General features: G+C 32.5%; 19 protein-coding genes. 11 read left to right on the forward strand and 8 right to left on the reverse strand.

From position 1 onward, the window contains the following. Positions 1-23 precede the first annotated feature (23 nt). From K319_RS20240 to K319_RS0111205, 7 genes are all read right to left on the reverse strand, one after another. Positions 24-1,049, reverse strand: a complete 1,026-nt coding sequence (locus tag K319_RS20240; RefSeq protein WP_002977353.1) for a hypothetical protein — start codon at positions 1,047-1,049, stop codon at positions 24-26. 90 nt (positions 1,050-1,139) lie between these two features. Then, positions 1,140-1,670 carry a hypothetical protein gene (locus K319_RS0111180; RefSeq protein ID WP_002977352.1) on the reverse strand — a complete coding sequence of 177 codons (531 nt, stop codon included), beginning with the start codon at positions 1,668-1,670 and terminating at the stop codon, positions 1,140-1,142. Between the two features lie 79 nt (positions 1,671-1,749). Further along, positions 1,750-1,872, reverse strand: a complete 123-nt coding sequence (locus K319_RS21840; RefSeq protein WP_002977351.1) for a hypothetical protein — start codon at positions 1,870-1,872, stop codon at positions 1,750-1,752. A gap of 124 nt (positions 1,873-1,996) precedes the next feature. Continuing rightward, positions 1,997-2,698: a hypothetical protein gene (locus tag K319_RS0111190; RefSeq protein ID WP_002977350.1), complete on the reverse strand. Its 702-nt coding sequence runs from the start codon at positions 2,696-2,698 to the stop codon at positions 1,997-1,999. Positions 2,699-2,759: 61 nt separating this feature from the next. Then, on the reverse strand, positions 2,760-3,749 hold the full coding sequence (locus tag K319_RS0111195; protein WP_002977349.1) for a hypothetical protein: 990 nt from the start codon (positions 3,747-3,749) through the stop codon (positions 2,760-2,762). Between the two features lie 40 nt (positions 3,750-3,789). Further along, complete coding sequence (locus tag K319_RS0111200; protein WP_002977348.1) at positions 3,790-4,473, reverse strand: AbiU2 domain-containing protein; 684 nt, start codon at positions 4,471-4,473, stop codon at positions 3,790-3,792. Positions 4,474-4,747: 274 nt separating this feature from the next. Further along, positions 4,748-5,587, reverse strand: a complete 840-nt coding sequence (locus tag K319_RS0111205) for a hypothetical protein (protein WP_002977347.1) — start codon at positions 5,585-5,587, stop codon at positions 4,748-4,750. A gap of 167 nt (positions 5,588-5,754) precedes the next feature. Here K319_RS0111205 and K319_RS0111210 point away from each other — a divergent pair, with 167 nt between their 5' ends. From K319_RS0111210 to K319_RS21645, 10 genes are all read left to right on the forward strand, one after another. After that, a complete protein-coding gene (locus K319_RS0111210; RefSeq protein WP_002977346.1) occupies positions 5,755-6,489 on the forward strand; it encodes a hypothetical protein in 735 nt (244 codons plus the stop codon). Positions 6,490-6,931: 442 nt separating this feature from the next. After that, the gene (locus K319_RS21070; RefSeq protein WP_027383737.1) at positions 6,932-8,365 is read left to right on the forward strand and encodes a transglutaminase family protein; all 1,434 of its coding nucleotides are present in this window, start codon (positions 6,932-6,934) and stop codon (positions 8,363-8,365) included. 10 nt (positions 8,366-8,375) lie between these two features. Next, positions 8,376-9,482: a hypothetical protein gene (locus K319_RS0111220; protein ID WP_002977343.1), complete on the forward strand. Its 1,107-nt coding sequence runs from the start codon at positions 8,376-8,378 to the stop codon at positions 9,480-9,482. 8 nt (positions 9,483-9,490) lie between these two features. Beyond that, the gene (locus K319_RS21075; RefSeq protein ID WP_002977342.1) at positions 9,491-10,606 is read left to right on the forward strand and encodes an RHS repeat-associated core domain-containing protein; all 1,116 of its coding nucleotides are present in this window, start codon (positions 9,491-9,493) and stop codon (positions 10,604-10,606) included. Positions 10,607-10,616: 10 nt separating this feature from the next. Then, the gene (locus tag K319_RS0111230; RefSeq protein WP_002977341.1) at positions 10,617-10,985 is read left to right on the forward strand and encodes a hypothetical protein; all 369 of its coding nucleotides are present in this window, start codon (positions 10,617-10,619) and stop codon (positions 10,983-10,985) included. A gap of 48 nt (positions 10,986-11,033) precedes the next feature. Then, positions 11,034-11,378 (forward strand): hypothetical protein, encoded by a 345-nt coding sequence (locus K319_RS0111235; RefSeq protein ID WP_027383739.1) that lies wholly within the window; start codon positions 11,034-11,036, stop codon positions 11,376-11,378. A 4-nt stretch (positions 11,379-11,382) separates the two neighbouring features. Continuing rightward, positions 11,383-11,733, forward strand: a complete 351-nt coding sequence (locus tag K319_RS0111240) for a hypothetical protein (RefSeq protein WP_002977339.1) — start codon at positions 11,383-11,385, stop codon at positions 11,731-11,733. A gap of 24 nt (positions 11,734-11,757) precedes the next feature. Beyond that, positions 11,758-12,108 (forward strand): immunity protein Imm33 domain-containing protein, encoded by a 351-nt coding sequence (locus K319_RS0111245; protein WP_002977338.1) that lies wholly within the window; start codon positions 11,758-11,760, stop codon positions 12,106-12,108. Between the two features lie 45 nt (positions 12,109-12,153). Continuing rightward, positions 12,154-12,708, forward strand: a complete 555-nt coding sequence (locus K319_RS0111250) for a hypothetical protein (protein WP_002977337.1) — start codon at positions 12,154-12,156, stop codon at positions 12,706-12,708. A 28-nt stretch (positions 12,709-12,736) separates the two neighbouring features. Next, on the forward strand, positions 12,737-12,886 hold the full coding sequence (locus K319_RS21645) for a hypothetical protein (protein ID WP_002977336.1): 150 nt from the start codon (positions 12,737-12,739) through the stop codon (positions 12,884-12,886). A 31-nt stretch (positions 12,887-12,917) separates the two neighbouring features. Here K319_RS21645 and K319_RS0111260 read toward each other — a convergent pair whose 3' ends face one another. Then, positions 12,918-13,178 (reverse strand): helix-turn-helix domain-containing protein, encoded by a 261-nt coding sequence (locus tag K319_RS0111260; protein WP_002977335.1) that lies wholly within the window; start codon positions 13,176-13,178, stop codon positions 12,918-12,920. 642 nt (positions 13,179-13,820) lie between these two features. Here K319_RS0111260 and K319_RS0111265 point away from each other — a divergent pair. Further along, complete coding sequence (locus tag K319_RS0111265) at positions 13,821-16,829, forward strand: SusC/RagA family TonB-linked outer membrane protein (protein WP_002977334.1); 3,009 nt, start codon at positions 13,821-13,823, stop codon at positions 16,827-16,829. Positions 16,830-16,837: the final 8 nt, after the last annotated feature.

The raw sequence follows: 16,837 nt of genomic DNA on the forward strand, positions 1-16,837 counted from the left end.
AGGTCGAGATAACAAAGAGAATATCAATTACTACTCTTTTTATCAAACAAATATTTGCCTTCTTGTATTTCGAGATAGTCGATTACAAAATGCACAACTTTTCTGGCATCCTTCAGGACTTCTGGTGCTAGTCCAGGCACTTTAAATTGATTAATCTCTGAATTATAATTAATCATTTCACTATCAAAATTTTCAATCCCTTTTGGTTTACGTAATCTACAGTAAGGATTTATAATACTTAGATTTAAGGTTTCATTCAAGTTCCAGGAATTCTCAATATTTTTATTATAGAAATCTTTGTGCTTGTAATATAAGTTAGTTAAAATCACTAAGTCTACATTATTGTAATCAGCAGGGTCGCAAAAAGAACCATTAGTAAACAGACCTTCGGGGCCGTTAAGATAACCTACCCAGCTCTGCATATCCTCTCTATCACCACAGCATATTAATAAAATATTGATCTCATTTTCTTTTGATAAATCATTAAATTTTTCGTGCGCGTTAATCAGAAAATCTTTAAGATTATTATCCATACTTTTTAACTCAGAATGTTCTTTCAGAGATTTACCTTGCTTTATTAAACCTTCATCTATCGCATTGGAAAGTATTGACATTATGTCTAGCCTATTGTCAAGTCGACCATAAGTTTGATATTTGAAAGATTCTGTATTTTGTACCTTCTCTCTATTAGTAAAAGCCGCACATTTTACTTCAATATTGTATGTGAAATTGTTAGACTGAAATTTAACGTCTACATCTTTTTGATTTTTAGGGTTTACTTTAGCTTCGACCCTGAAACCATTTTTCTCACAAAAATAATTTGCAACTGCCAGCTCACAGGCACTTTGAATATAAGCTTTTTCGTCAAATTTTGCTTTTTTTAGCTGTAACTTATTTCCCCAGAGATCCTTGAAATCTCTATTGGATATAAACTGTTTAATTTTTGAAACAGATTCAATAAATTCATCAAAATAAATATTTCCGGAATTTTTTGCAATTTTAAGGTAATGACCATCCGGTACATTTAATTCATTAAATTCTTCTCTCATGAAGTGGCAATTAGTTTTGGATTTTAAGAAAATAACTTTTAGAATCACTGGGAAAGTGACTCTTAGATTTAGAGTGAATGACTTAGTTTGCTAAAGTCTCGCAAAGAAATATGCAAGATCAAAGATTTCAATTTCTTGTTTTTGATTATTAATATCATCAATATATATTCTCAAATCACCAACTCTTGTTAAAACACCTTCCATTTCTTTCTTATCGTCATACCAAGAAGTTGAATAAACTACATATAATTCTTTACCAACAACAGTTTCAAAATCAGCTTTTTTTACACTAAAGGGATCAAGAATATATTTATTAAAAATAAATAGAAAGTCAAATTCAAAGTACATATTATCGTAGAACCAATCTTTTACTGAGAGTCTAAGTTTATTACCATGCAAAGAATGATCTATAATATGTTCGTACCCAAAACGATATTCTTTTGGCTTTGGAGCATTAATCCTTAAAAGAACGACTGACTTTTCTTGGAAAATGATTCTGAATGGGCTTTTCTCTACTTGCTTTATAGAATCATGTTTCTTGATAACTGAGCAAAAACAATTGAAATCCTGATCAATTTTTAAATTATTTCTTCTCAAGAATTCAATAATGGAATGTTGCATAACGTAAATTATTAGTTTTTTATAAATTTACAAAAAAAGCCTGAATAGATATTCAGACTTTAGAATGTTTTAAACAGAGTTATTTTTTAGGTGTAGAAGGCTTACTACTTCCTCCACTTGAAGTTTTAGCAGGATTGTTTCCCCTATTTCCTCCAGAAGGATTTCCTGTTTTACTTGGCCAGTTTTTGTTTGAATTACTCATTATTTTAATTTGTTTTAGTGCCTACTACTTTTAACGTCGATGTTGGGCTAGTTTTGACATGATCATGTAATCGAAATACGTGCCAAATGTTAAAAAAAGTTAAAATAAGAAATTATTTTAGGAGCTATCCATTATAATCAAAATCAGCCAATGGATGTTTTACTCTTTCAGCGGTCGGAATTAGAGAATTGAATCTTATTATAACTTTAATTACCTGCTCAATTAGAAGAAGTTGTTCTTTACCAGTAATATTATTAGGTTGGTTTTGAATCAATTCTAATTTAACTTTTGACTTATTTATTACGGAAGTGTTATCTTCAATTTCTAAACTATGATTCGGCTTAGTGTGAATTCCAAAATTGTGCATTGTATTTCGCAAATAGAAAAAATAGATAATCACATCTCTTTCATAAGCTGTAATACCTGCAAAAAAGGAAATCATACTTAATAACTTTTCAAAAGTCTCCTTTATAGAAGTTTTATTAATTGTATTAGCCCTTGCCTCAAAGTGCTTTGCTATAGCTCTAAAGTTGGTTTCAATGGAAATAAACAGAGCATTATAAAAGGCATCTTTAATGAATCCATTAAAATTATGATCTAGATCAACCAGATCATTTTCTACAAATCCTTCCCAAATATTTTCTTGAAGATATTTAATATCACTTAAGTGTGTCGATAATTTAAGAGCAATCAGGTAATTTTGAATGCTTGATGCAATAGCATCCATTGTTATGTTTCTAACATCTTCCAGATCACCGTGATTATTATTAGAAGATGCAAAATTTAGTAATTTCGATACTAGTTCAATCTTTTCGTCAAATTCCATAGATAGTTTTTTAATTTTTATATTTTATTTATTTCAATCCGCTTTACTTCAAATACGAAAGTTATCTGAGTTTTTTGTCTACTAAAGCAAGATATTTCATTCCTGATTGGTCAAAGACATTTTCCGTTTTTTCAATTTTCATCGCGGAATATACAGCATTTGCAAATCCTGGTAATCCCCAAAGCATAGATTTTAAATCTCCGGTGGCTACAATTCCTTGCGTGGCACCAATAATCCCACATACTGATCCGAAAATAATATTTCCTATTTGACTCTCTCCCATTTTTGCGGTTAGCTCACCTTTTCTAATCACCAATTCTCTGATCTTTTCGTTAAATAAATCTGTCCCCTCTATTACTGTGGGATCAAGCACAAGTAATTCAACTCTGCTTGTAAAAGCATCTAACAGATCACCATGCTTCTCCTTGAAGCGCAACATTTTATCTAACTTTATATTTTGTGGAAATGGGATCAAACTTTCTAAAATCGTCTGCCTTTTTTTTTGGTTTTTTAGATTTTTAATACTGTAAAACCTTGACCTTAAATTATCAGTCATAGGAATTCTGTTCGTCTTAGCTCCAATTATGGTAGCTACGAACTTCATTAATTGATCTGCCGTTTTTGTTTCCACTGCATACCAATTTCCCTCTGCTCTACTGGCAAGCCCTAAATTTTCAAGACTATAGAAGACATTATCATCAAACTTATCAGCGTGTATTCTGGCAGAAGAAAACTTCTGAGAATGCACTAAATTCCTTTGACTATTATAGAATCGATTTTGTGCTTTTTCAAGTGAATTTTTATTCTTCTCAATCTCGGTAACGAAAGGTTTTGTTACTTCCCAAGGTTCATCAAATATCTCAATAGGATTTATAGGAACTATCAGAGACATTCTAACAAGCTCCATCATAAACGGGTCATAATTCCGTTCTGGTTGCCAAAGATATTCCTGAGGTACAATCGCAGCAATATCCTTGTAATAAAGAAGAGTTCTTATAGTCCAGTCATTATCCGGTACATTGATATAAGGGTAATATAAAATATCACTCATAGTAATTAGTTTTTAGTTTTTAGTTTTTACAATAATTTGGTTATTCTTTATCTAAGTCATTTCTTTTTTTAACCTGTTCGTCATGATGGTCATTAATTATGGCAAATAAATCTTTCATATTCCAAAGGTTTGTAAACATAAAAGTGGAATTATTAAATCCAGAATTAAAGCGGTTATAGATTCCCTCCGCAATATCAGAAAGTTGCTTTATTTCAGCGAGGCTTTCAACTTCTATCTCACCAAGTTTATCAGGATCGAAGTGAGCATAATAAGAGTCTCGTCTTGCTTTAATTTTCTCAACCAAAAACTCCGCCTGATTAATCTCTTCTCTGGAAATAGCAATAGCATTTTTAATATCTGCTTTATGTTTAAACAGATAGTCATATTCACCTTCACTACCATTTTCAGAAAGCTTACGATTTTTAGTCAGCATCTCTTTGAGTTCTTCGTCAAAATCGCTGTTTTCTAACTTATTCATCAATTTTTTCAGGCTGCGTTTTTCATCCTGAACAAACAGTTTAGACAATGTTAGTGTTGCAAAGGAATAAGCTAGTGCTACATAATGCCCTAAAAAATAACTAAAAGGAGCAATTTTTTCTCTGCTTTCATTATTTTGCTCAATAATCTCGTCAATATTTGAAGTGCAGATAACTAGATCACGAATCATAATTTGGAAATACTGCATAAAGCTATTCAGCTCATCTTTTGTAAAAATATTTTTCATTAAACTAATATAAAAAATTGTTTTTAGTTGTTTCTCCAAACATTTACATCCGTGTAGACAAGCTTTTTCAGCTCATTAAATCGAGTATCATCCAGATCTTTTCCGCAAATGACTTCATGCAAGACCCCCGCGTAATCTTTAATTTCTTGGTTAACAATTTTTGCAACTGTTTCCAGTTGATCTTCTGTAAGATTTATATTTTTATTTTATTATTATCTAGGTTGATAATCTTTAAGGTTTAGTTATAGATTTGTTACAGTATTAAAGAATTTTTTTACAATTTTAGTCCAGCTGCAATACCTAATCCAAAGAATCTTTTTCCTTGATATGCCCAAGCATCTGCATTACTTCCTGTCATAAAATCATATCCATAACTAAAAATAATTCCTATATCATTTCTTGCAATCGTTAAACCTGCTGAAGGAGAAAGAACAAGATTACTTGGATTATAAGTAGTAACAACTTTTTTCTTCAGCGGTTCTTTTCCCAAGCTTGCTGATGAGAATCCGAATGAAGCTCCGGGAGTTACCGACCAGCTGGTACTTGACCTGTGTGAAAAAGTTGTCCAACCCCATGAATATCCAACAGAAAAACCCAAATTAATATTCCCAGTTACGACATTAGCAGAGTACTGATTATTATTATAGTCGACAACTGAAGGTCTAACTTTTACACCTATAGCGTTAATTCCGACAATAACGGTCTGGTAATGCAGAGTAATGCTTCTTGTAGGATCGCCCACTTTATCTCTACTCAATTTCACAAGTTTAAGTTTATTAGGAGTAGCTGCATTAATAATTCTTTCCTGACCGTAACAGGGATCTACTGCGCCTTTAGCATCAGAGCCTCCTTTATCATGCTCTATTTGCCAAGGGTCAATAAATAATTCTCCATCCTTATTGGTTACTAAACATTTAAAAGATTTATTTAAGGCAGGACAAAAACTGTAATTAGTCGTAGTACCGTCAGTAATCACATACCCTTGATCATTTAAATCTTTCAATTTTTCTTTAGAAATGTGATAACGAAATTTGAGTCTGTAGCTGCTAGTTTGTGAATGTAAAAAAGTGATCATGCTGAAAAGCATAAACAATCCCAGAATAATTGTTTTCATGTTTTATTAGTTTTTTGGTTATGAGGTAAATATACAAATATAAGTTCTCAAAATAGAGAAATTTTCATATCCAAATTACGAACTAACTTAATGTTATTAAAATTAAAATATTTCTACTTTTAAACTAATAAATTACAAATACAAAACAATTTTAAAACGAAATAAACATGAACAGACAAAGATTAATCCGAAAATTAAGAATTATTAATCATAAGTTGAATAAAAAATACATTCCAGTAGAGGATAAGCCGTTTGTGAAAATTGCCGAATTAACAGCTATATTGCCTGCACTTGGATTATTTTATTTGTGGCATTATTTTGATTTATTAGGAATTAGCTACTATCGATATTTCAATCTGTCGGACGCAATTGCTGTACTATATGAAAACCTAATGTTAATGATTTTAATTGGAGTGTTATTCTCACCAGGAATCGTCTGTTTGTTGCTGACTGACTTAAAGTCAAGAAGCAAAGGTTTATCAATAATTACATTAATTGTAATTATCGTATTATTAATTTGTGGTTTCGGTGTACTAATCAATATGTACAAATTTGCTACGCCAGTAAATATTGTTTTTATAACAATTATCACTATTTCCAGCTATGTTTACTTTTTTGAAAGTCGAAATCTTGGATTTTGGATGCATTTAGCATTCGCATTTATCTATATGTACGCAACCGCTGCACAGGAAGCAAAGTATATATTAAAAGAAAAACCAAAATTTACAATATACTTAAAGCAACACTCGGAGCAACCAATTCTTACGGAGGAAAGTAGTACAAGGTTCTATCTTTATAAGACTTCTAATTACTATTTTATAAAAGATGAAAAAGAAAATAAAATATTTGGATATTCAATATCAACTCAGGAAGAAACAGTTGTTGTACCACTAACCAGATAGTATTAATGTAATTGTCAGTCCTTCGGATTTTTTTGATCCACTTAAGACTTTGCTCCATGAAGTATTCTTAATATATTTGTGGTAAACAAAAAATAAAAAAAGTATAAGAATAAATAAATCTTAAATACATATAAAAACATTGCGTTAAGCAGTTATTTTCTAAACTCAAATACTGGTACTATAAGAATTCTAAGAAAATGTAACTGCAAGATTCGCCCTTCTGGGGCGTGTTTTGCTGCATTTCTTAGAGGGATTATACCAGTATCCTGAGTTTAGAGTGTCAGTTAATTCACGCTCTTTTTTTATGCCCAAAAACTACAACCAAAAACTAAAAATATAATGAAAATCCCTGAAGTAATATTGGACGGAATCACCGTAATACTACGGTATCAATTTAAAATGACATCCAGTAATATTGCAATAAAAAAACAAAACACAAATTATGCGAAACAGTACAATTTCTATTATACTGCTGTATTTTAGTACAGGATTATCCGCTCAGATTCCAAATCTGCCGACAGGACCAAGTGCATCGACTTCCCCAATTCAAAATTATTCTGAAATATCTTTCAGAAACAATTCTACGTCAAAAAATACGGTATCCATTCCCTCAGTTAATAATTCTTCAAGAAAGTCAGAAATTGAAAGAAGAAACTGGGAAATGCAGCAAAACGATTTTAAAATCGTAGAGAAAGAAAATCGAGAGAAAGAGCAAAAACAGTTTGAACAAAAAGTAAATAATCTAGAAATTTCCGGTTATAATCTGCCATCACTATCAGCTAATTCAGGAACTAACTTCTATTATGATGCCTTGTCTCAACTTAATAATTTAGATCAAAGCAATTATTCATTAGCTGAAGCGAATTTCATTGTTGAAAATGCTTATTCTGAAAGGAAGCTACACTATTCTAATTTCAAAGCCAACATTTCAAAAATAGCTTCTCAGGTTTTGCAAAAAATGAAATCCGGAAAGGTGACCCCAGTCGATAATACTCTGAAAAACATTGCTTTGTTTAAGCATTTCTCAAAGAATTACAAATATGATTTTGATGATTTTATGGGAAAGAAAGAATGGAACAAAATGTTTGTTTCCAAATTACTAAAAACAGGAAAAGGACAATGTCACTCAATGCCTCTACTTTATTTGATGGTAGCAGAATCAATCGGGGCAGATGCTTCATTGGCTATGGCTCCCAATCATACGTATATCCGTTTCAAAGACGATGATAATCAATGGCAGAATATAGAATTGACTAATGGAATCCTTAGTACAAATGCTATGATTTTAGAATCCGGTTACATTGGCTCCGAAGCCTTACTGAATGATGTCTATATGAATAGTTTAAGTAAAAAACAGCTTATGTCATTGTTATATGCAGACTTAGCCAATGGCTATATTCATAAGTACGGAATGGATGAATTTGTCGGAAAAGCATTGGATAAATCTCTTGAACTTTATCCCAATAATATGTATGCTAATTTACTTAAATCAATGTATCAGCAGGCGCGATTTGAATATGTAGCAGCAGAATTAGGAATTCAAAATGTAGAAAATCCTGCAGAACTTGAAAATATAAAATATTTCCCGAAAGGTCTGGAACTTTTAAAAGAAACAAAGATGCAGTTCAACAATATCGACCAGCTCGGATTCAAATTTATGCCAGATGGAGCTTATTCAGAATGGTTGAGCAATATGAACCGTGAAGCCAACAAACAAAGGAGCGAAGAGCTTGCCGAGAAAATTCGTCTTACCAATTTAGAAAAACAGAGAAAAAAGAAGGAAGAAGAACAAAAGAAATTGGAGGAAGAGCGTAGAAAAGCAAAAGAGAAAAAAAGAGAGGAGGAAAAAAATAAACCTAAACCTCTTCTAACATAAAAACATCAAGATGAAAAATCAATATTTTAGAAAATCAATGCAATTTGCTTTGCTTGTAATAGTCTCAATGGTTATTACTGTCAAAGCTCAGCGTAATCAATTTTACGAGGAGGCCTATGCACACATTGACAATATGCTAAGTGGCAAGGAAAAGTATAGTTTTAAGAAAGCTGTCTTAAGTGTTGAGCAGTCTTATTACCAGGGAAAGATTGACACGATAGCGATTAATAATGAACTCAAATTCCTGAAATCATTTGCAGAGCAAATAGTTAAAAGCAGAGAACTGACCTATCAGGGAAATGATAAAGATAAAGTCAGCAAATATGCGGCTCTTTACTCGATCATCTGCCAACCGATACCAGTGATTGTGAAAGACTCTACCATTCAATACAAACCTTTCTCTTACGATTTTACCGACGTCTTTGGTCACGATGATTTACCCAATCTCTTTGTTTCCAAATTACTTGCAACAAAAAAAGGAAATTGCAACTCGATGCCCTATTTGTACAAAATCCTTGCTGAAGAATTGGGAGTTGATGCCAATCTGGCTTTAGCCCCTAATCACGTCTACATCAAGCATAATGTAAAGTCTTTAGGATGGTTTAATACCGAATTGACGAGTGGAATTTTCCCTGAAGATGGTTGGTTAATGGCATCTGGATATATCCATCTGGACGCCATCAGAAACGGTATGTTTATGAAAGCTTTGGATAACAAAGAAAGTTTAGCATTATGCCTATTTGATCTAGCACAAGCTTACAACAGAAGCTTTCCTTCCAACGATGGCGAATTTCTCCTAAAAGTCCTCAATAAAGCTCTCGAAGTTTATCCAAATTTCGCAAAAGCACGCATTCTAAAAGCTGAAACGTATAAAGCCAGATTTCAAAAATTAATGGATAGACAAGATCTAAAGAGTGGGTCTTCAAATAATATCAAACTGGCTTTAGAAAATCCGAAAGCAAAAGAAATATATGATCTGATGGTTCAGGAATACAGTACGCTTTACAAGCTTGGTTACAGACAAATGCCTGAAGGAATGTATTTGGATTGGCTTGTATCTCTGAAAACAGAAAGAAATAAATATGAAAATAAAAAATTAAAAAACAACTTCAAATAACCACGAAAATGAAAAAACTATTTTATGTATTCTTTTTGATAATCGCAGTTTTTCTCAATGCTCAAGTAGAAAAGAATGTTTCAAACAATCCTGAAAAGATTTACGTAAATCCCGTAAAACTTACCAAAGAAGAAAGATTGCGTCCTTATATGGACGAAGTTCTAAAAACGAGGGATACTTTAACACCAGCCGAAGCAGAGCGGAGAAGACAAAACATTGAAGCAGGAAATCCTTTTAAGAAATATGGCTTCTATCCTAAAATTGCTACATTAAGCAAAGGTAAATATTTAGAAGCTCACGACTTAGACAGTATTGTAAGCATTGGATCAGTCCGTTACAATGCAAGAACCAATGAAATTGTTGAATTATTAGATATCAACATAGAAAATGCTGACTCACAACCATATCTTGATACTGCAGGTCGCTGGTTTTCTCCTGATCCACTAAGCGAAGAATACAGACGTTGGTCACCATATAACTACGCAATGAACAATCCATTGCGATTTATTGATCCGGATGGAAGGTCTACCGAAGATGCAGTTGAAGAATCAGAACAATGTTGTCTTTTTGGTATAAGTGGATTAGTGAGATTTATGCCAATCTTTGAAGGTGGCTCAAATGTGAGGCCTAATCCTGTTGTTGAAACAATGACAAAAACTAGTGAAGCAACTACAAAATCTCAGGAACATTTTAACAGAGGTAGGCAGATGGAACCAGAGCAAATAAACAGAATGAATGAAGAAGGACAAAATGTTACAAAGAATACTAAAAATTTTGAAGCAACAGATTCGAAAACAGGTAAAACAGGAGGAACGAGACCTGATGGATTCACCAAAGAAGGAAATCCTGTGGAAATAAAAAATGTAAAAAATCAATCTCTTACAAGACAATTAAGATTTCAGGACAATTTAGTTGATGGAAAAAGGCTAATTTTGAGGATAAACAAGGATGCAAATTTATCAAATCCTTTAAAAGATTCAGGGATTGAAATTCAACCTTATAACCTAACAGGACCAGCTCCTGCAAAAACAGATAACATTAGAGTAAATAACAACCCAGCTCCAAAAATTAAACCTGTCCCAGTAAAAAAAGATCCTTGTGCAGGAATACCAGGTTGTATTTAATTAAAATATTATGGAAGACAAATATATTACAGGCATAAAACAAGTTGTCAAAACTGCTCAAGCATTTTTAAATGAATTTAAAGAGTTTGCTCCATTTGGTTTAATATTTAAAAATAATGAATGGATTGATCTTGGCGCATATGACGAAAACCTTACATCGGATCAAATGAAAAATTTTTTAATTAGTACTATTATAGAAGATTTTAATGAGGGTAACACTGAGTTTGGAGCAGTTTGCGTAGATGCTAAAATTAAAGAAATCGGCGATGTTATTATTATTTACAATACATCAAATGGTAAGGATTGGTTTGAATTAGTTTATAAGTATTATCTCGAAGGAAAGTCGGTTAAAATTATCGAAGAAAATATCGAGTATTAATCCCAATGACATTATTGAAAATGTCTTATAATATTTTTGACTAAAAGATTGGAAATAAGCAGAACAGAAATAGAAGAGAAATTTTTACAACATTCAGTTCAACACGGAGTACTTTATGTAAACGGAGATTATAAAAAAGCAAATAAACTTCACAAAGAATTACATAACCTTTATAACCATGCAAAGGAGCAACGTGAAGAAGAGCTTTTTAGTGAAATGTTGGATAATCCTGACGAATATGTAAAATTGTGGGCGGCCATTTTTACTTTAAAATCAAAACCTGATATAGCTGAGAACATCCTAAAAAAATTATCTACAAATTCGAAAGTAAAAATGACAGCCTCTGCGACTCTTCATTTGTGGAAAGAAGGAAAATTAGAACTATTATTATGAGATTATGAAGAAAATAGTAGACATTGAAACTGCATTAAAAATGTTTGAGGAGGCTTCAATTATTCAAGTAGAATCTACAGAAAATGGTAATTTTAAAGTAGGAAATAAAAATTACGAGAAGGTAATGAATGCAGCTTCATTTCTTAAAAACCAAAATTCAATAGAAAGTTTATTTCAGTTTTTAAACCATCAGCATAAAGGTCCGCGATTATGGTCTGCCTGTTATATCTTACATCTTGATGAAAAGAAAGCGGTCAAAGTTTTAAAAGAAATAATAAAGCAATCGGGAATAATTGGTTCAACAGCTGAAATTACTTTAGACGAGTGGAAAAAAGGAAATCTAACATTTATATAAAATAATTATAGAATCTCAAAAAGAATGGATACTCAAGATTATTTACAAGACCAATTGAAAATTTGTGAAAAGAATTCTCAAATTTCTGATGTAGTAGAGTTAAATACCGTAATTGCATTGGGTCGAAATTTTAATCCCAACATTCAAATAAATGGACTTAGACATCCCCGAACAAAAGGTTTAACTGGTTGGTATATTTGGTCAGGTGAGTTTTCTTATGCAGATGATTTTTTTCAGCCTTCTCACGCCTATCATTTGTTGGAAGATGCTTCTTTTATAATTCAATATCTCGGGCTTCCGGCTGGTAATCGTTTTTTAATAGATAGTAACGGCTACGAGGATATTTGGTATGATGAAAGTTTGTTGGATGTATAATCTTATAACTTTTAATTAATTTCAATCATCAACAATAAAATAACTATGAAAACAAAACTTCTTTTCTTGCTACTAATACAAATTATATTTGTTAGCTGTCAAAAAAAGGTTACTGATTTTAAGCTCGTAAGCTATGATATAAAATCAAACAACGAACTGTCCATTAGTGCTTATACCACTTTGGACAAAGATGGAGTTCTAAATGTTTATCTTGATAGAGAAAGAGATAAAGTATATTATCAATATAAATTAAGCCAGAGTGAACTTGATGAAATCAATAGCTTATCAGATAAAAATTTGGATAAATATGTAATAAAAAAAGCGCTGGATGCAAATCAAGGTTATGCAGGCAGTAGAAATTACTTAAGTTTTAAGGTAAATGGAAAGGAAGACAAAATATGTTTTATTTTACCTTTTATGGATTCTGATTTTAAGAAGGTAATAGATTCGCTGGAAGACAAAATTTATTTGCAGGACGAATCTCAAAGAACTGAAGCATCTCCTATAGATTTCAAAAAAGTAGAAAAAGAAATCATTACACAGAACCAAATTGATAATTATCTTCCAAGCAAGTCATTACCACCTCCTCCGATGCGATAAATTTCATATATTTACAAAAAGCATAAATATGAAAGCAATAAAAATCTACAGTATTGTAGCAACATTGGTAATAGTTGGACTTTCAGTCTGGGTTTACTCAACTAAAAAAGAATTAAAAGAAACAGAAGAAGTTCTTGATCAATGCTCTGATCGGTATTATCAGGAAATTAATAAGTAAAAGAAATCCTAACAAATTAGTTAGGATTTTTTTATTCGTCAATCTTATATTTATTAATATCGAAATCAAAGTCAAAAAGTTCTTTTGGGGTAATACCAAAAGCTGATGACATTTTCAACATCGTTTCTATAGTTGGATTGCCCTTTCCATTTTCAAATTTATTGTAATTGCTTGAATCGAAATTTGAATTCTGCGCAACCTCATCCATTGAGTTATATTTTGTAGCTCGAATCTTTTTCAAATTTTCTGAAAACTCAAGCATAAATAATCTTAAGACTTCTTTGCTATCCATAAATAATGTATTTATGGGCAATTTTGGATTTTTGATTTGAAAATTCGTGGTAATATATTACCATACAATAAATAAAATTACTATATTTGTAAAATAAGTTACAGAATATGTAATTTTGCGATACTTCAAAGAATAATAGAAGCTATTGCTTAGAATCTCAATTCGAAAACTGGTAATTTTAGTATACGAGACGATAAGCAGGAAGCTCACGACCTAGGCGTGGGCTCTCTTATCTGTATACAAGGTATACCAGTACCCCGAATTGGATAATGTAGAGTTCCACGCCGTCTTTTTCCAATGCTGTTCGCTTTTCTACTTCTAAGCACCTTCCAAAAATAGTATCAGATTATATGATACAATGAGCTGTACAACTCATTGCGGCTTTTAAAGCTTTCTCGGGACACAATTTCATTCATATTAAATGGCTTTTAGGTGCCTTGCGGTTAACTAACGACTATCCCCTATCCAAAAGGCACTAAGAAAGTTTTGTTTTCAAATACCTGAATCCAGAAGTAATAATAACTAAAAAATGAAATAAAAAATAATCCTTATAAATAAGAAAGCCCTTCCCTATTCAGTTTGCAGACTTCAGGAAAGAGCTAGGTTTATCAAGGAGTTTAATCAAAAAACCCATACAAAACTATGAAAAAATCCTATTCTAAAATAGGAAGCATTGGTATTGTCTTTTTGTTAACTGCATTATGCAGTAATGCAAAAGCACAAACCAAGACAGTGACCGGAACAGTTACTGTCGGCGAGAATCAGACACCACTTTCTGGAGTCAATGTATCTCAGGAAGGCAGTGATCAAGTTACACAGACCAATTCGAAAGGATTTTACATCTTACAAATAAACGGTGAAAATCCCATCATAATTTTCCGACATCCTGAGTATGCAGAAAAAAGAATTACCGTAAATGGTAAAGCTGTTATTAATCTTTCATTAGATCAGAAAGTACAGGGCATTGAAGAAGTTGTTGTCAATGCCGGATATTATAAAGTAAAAGAGAAAGAAAGTACCGGTAGTATTGCAAAAGTTTCAGCGAAGGATATAGAAAATCAGCCTGTGACTAATGTTCTATCTAGTGTTCAGGGACGACTTGCGGGTGTTACTATCACTCAAAATTCAGGAGTTCCCGGAGGTGGTTATGATATTCAAATAAGAGGTAGAAACAGTTTAAGAAACAAGGACAACAGCACAATTGATGGAAATCAGCCACTTTATGTGATCGATGGTGTTCCGATGGGTGGAGAAATGACATCACTCTATTCGACTGTTATTCTACCCGGAAGAAGTCTTAATCCTCTCAACAGCATCAATCCAAACGACATTGAAAAAATTGAAATTTTAAAAGATGCTGATGCAACAGCAATATATGGCTCCCGTGGTGCTAATGGTGTTGTTTTGGTAACTACTAAAAGAGGAAAGTCAAAACGACTGAATTTAAATTTTAATACATCCTATGGATTAAGTACAGTGATTTCTAATCTCAATTTGATTAATACATCAGAATATTTATCTATGAGAAAAAAAGCATTTGAAAATGATGGAATCAGTACTTATCCTGCAACGGCTTATGATATCAATGGAACTTGGAATCAAGATAGATATACAAACTGGCCGGATAAATTAGTTGGGAACACAGCAGCTTTGTCAAACACACAATTATCATTAAATGGCGGTGGAGAAACAACCAATTTTTTATTGAGCCTTTCAAATAATGAGCAGACCACTGTTTTTGGGGAAGACTTTAAATACAAAAGCAAAAACATTTCCAGCCATATCTCGCATCGATCTGCAGACAATAAATTTCAGATGAATATTGCCAATAGTTTTTCAATTCAGAAAAACAATGTCATTAGAACAGATATTACGAGGCAGGCGTACAATTTAGTTCCAAATGCACCTGAGCTTTACAATTCTGAAGGTGGATTAAACTGGCAGAATAATACATTTGCCAATCCTGTGGCAGCCTACAATAGCACCTATACAAATGAAAACAAGCAATTTCTTAATAGTATTACAACACAGTATGAGGTTTATAAAAACTTATTGCTAAAGCTTAATGGTGGATTTAACTACCAGACATTTGAAGAACTTTCGTTACAGCCCAATACAATTTATAATCCGGCTTATGCTGCGGGTCAGTCAAGCGCAACTTCGACAGCATCTAAGAATAATCAGGACAGATTTTCTTTCATCATTGAACCACAAATTAACTGGAATTACCAATCTGAACATCATAAAATCGATGCTTTGGCGGGAGGAACATTTCAAAGAGAGACAAACGAACAAGGGTCAATTGTAGGTGTAGGCTTTGAAAGTAATGCTTTTATAACAAATATCGGTGCTGCAAGAACAAAAACAGTTTCAGACCAAATCACAAATGAATACAGATACGCTGCATTTTTTGGGAGGCTTAATTATCAATATTTAAATAAATATATAATTAATCTGACTGGCAGACGTGATGGAAGCAGTCGCTTTGGTCCAAATAAAAAGTTTGCCAATTTTGCAGCAGTTGGAGGAGCTTGGTTATTTAAAAAAGAAAAATTTGCCGAAAATCTAGAATGGTTAAGTTTTGGAAAGCTTCGCGGAAGTTATGGTACTGCAGGTAGTGACAACATTGGAGACTATCAATATTTAGATACTTATACTGTCTCATCATCATATATCTATAATTCAGTTACAGGATTGATTCCGTCAAGACTCTATAATGGTAACTATAGTTGGGAAAAAACTAAAAAGCTAGAAGTTGCTTTAGAACTTGGGCTCTTCAAAGACCATATTAATATTACGACAGCTTGGTATAGAAATCTTTCTTCAAATCAATTGGTGGGCTACCAGCTGCCTTCAATCACTGGCTTTACAAGTGTATTGGCAAATCTTGATGCTACGGTCGAAAACAAAGGATGGGAATTTGAGTTGGCAGCTCAGCCACTAAAAACAGGGTCTCTTAAATGGGATACTAATTTCAACATTAGTTTTCCAACAAACAAATTAGTTTCATTTCCGGGACTGGAAGGTTCAACGTATGCCAATCAATTTATCATTGGGCAATCTACTTCAATTATCAAATTGTATCAACTTGAAGGTATCGATCCTAAAACAGGAAAATACAGTTTTACTGATTTCAATGGAGATGGAAAGATATCTTCACCTGAAGATAACAAAGTTGCTCAGGACATAAGTGTAAAGTTCTTCGGTGGGTGGTCGAACAGTTTCAGATATAAAAATTGGGACGTTTCATTTTTGTTTCAGTTCGTTAAGCAAAAAAACAGAAATTACAACAGTATTATAACTGTTCCTGGCAGTATGAATAATCAGCCAGTCGAAGTTTTAGATGTCTGGTCAACGGACAACCCTACTGGTACATATATGCCATATACTTCCGGAGTAAACACGCTTCACACATTTTTTCAAAACAGTACAGCATCAGTGTCGGACGCATCATTTATCAGATTAAAAAATGTACAATTGGGATATCAGATTCCATTAAAAAACAGCGTCTTCAGAAATGTCAAAATATACATTCAAGGACAAAATCTTCTCACGGTAACCAAATATTTTGGTGTTGATCCTGAGTTTTTAGCACTGGGCTATCTGCCACCTCTGAAAACATACTCTTTTGGGTTACAGTTCAATCTTTAAAAAATTTG

This window comes from Epilithonimonas caeni DSM 17710, assembly GCF_000426465.1.
Lineage (GTDB): Bacteria > Bacteroidota > Bacteroidia > Flavobacteriales > Weeksellaceae > Epilithonimonas > Epilithonimonas caeni.

Bases quoted from the DNA above. Each gene is read 5' to 3' on its own strand.
- K319_RS20240 (WP_002977353.1), bottom strand. From the start codon at position 1,049: ATGAGAGAAGAATTTAATGAATTAAATGTACCGGATGGTCATTACCTT.
- K319_RS0111180 (WP_002977352.1), bottom strand. From the start codon at position 1,670: ATGCAACATTCCATTATTGAATTCTTGAGAAGAAATAATTTAAAAATT.
- K319_RS21840 (WP_002977351.1), bottom strand. From the start codon at position 1,872: ATGAGTAATTCAAACAAAAACTGGCCAAGTAAAACAGGAAATCCTTCT.
- K319_RS0111190 (WP_002977350.1), bottom strand. From the start codon at position 2,698: ATGGAATTTGACGAAAAGATTGAACTAGTATCGAAATTACTAAATTTT.
- K319_RS0111195 (WP_002977349.1), bottom strand. From the start codon at position 3,749: ATGAGTGATATTTTATATTACCCTTATATCAATGTACCGGATAATGAC.
- K319_RS0111200 (WP_002977348.1), bottom strand. From the start codon at position 4,473: ATGAAAAATATTTTTACAAAAGATGAGCTGAATAGCTTTATGCAGTAT.
- K319_RS0111205 (WP_002977347.1), bottom strand. From the start codon at position 5,587: ATGAAAACAATTATTCTGGGATTGTTTATGCTTTTCAGCATGATCACT.
- K319_RS0111210 (WP_002977346.1), top strand. From the start codon at position 5,755: ATGAACAGACAAAGATTAATCCGAAAATTAAGAATTATTAATCATAAG.
- K319_RS21070 (WP_027383737.1), top strand. From the start codon at position 6,932: ATGCGAAACAGTACAATTTCTATTATACTGCTGTATTTTAGTACAGGA.
- K319_RS0111220 (WP_002977343.1), top strand. From the start codon at position 8,376: ATGAAAAATCAATATTTTAGAAAATCAATGCAATTTGCTTTGCTTGTA.
- K319_RS21075 (WP_002977342.1), top strand. From the start codon at position 9,491: ATGAAAAAACTATTTTATGTATTCTTTTTGATAATCGCAGTTTTTCTC.
- K319_RS0111230 (WP_002977341.1), top strand. From the start codon at position 10,617: ATGGAAGACAAATATATTACAGGCATAAAACAAGTTGTCAAAACTGCT.
- K319_RS0111240 (WP_002977339.1), top strand. From the start codon at position 11,383: ATGAAGAAAATAGTAGACATTGAAACTGCATTAAAAATGTTTGAGGAG.
- K319_RS0111245 (WP_002977338.1), top strand. From the start codon at position 11,758: ATGGATACTCAAGATTATTTACAAGACCAATTGAAAATTTGTGAAAAG.
- K319_RS0111250 (WP_002977337.1), top strand. From the start codon at position 12,154: ATGAAAACAAAACTTCTTTTCTTGCTACTAATACAAATTATATTTGTT.
- K319_RS21645 (WP_002977336.1), top strand. From the start codon at position 12,737: ATGAAAGCAATAAAAATCTACAGTATTGTAGCAACATTGGTAATAGTT.
- K319_RS0111260 (WP_002977335.1), bottom strand. From the start codon at position 13,178: ATGGATAGCAAAGAAGTCTTAAGATTATTTATGCTTGAGTTTTCAGAA.
- K319_RS0111265 (WP_002977334.1), top strand. From the start codon at position 13,821: ATGAAAAAATCCTATTCTAAAATAGGAAGCATTGGTATTGTCTTTTTG.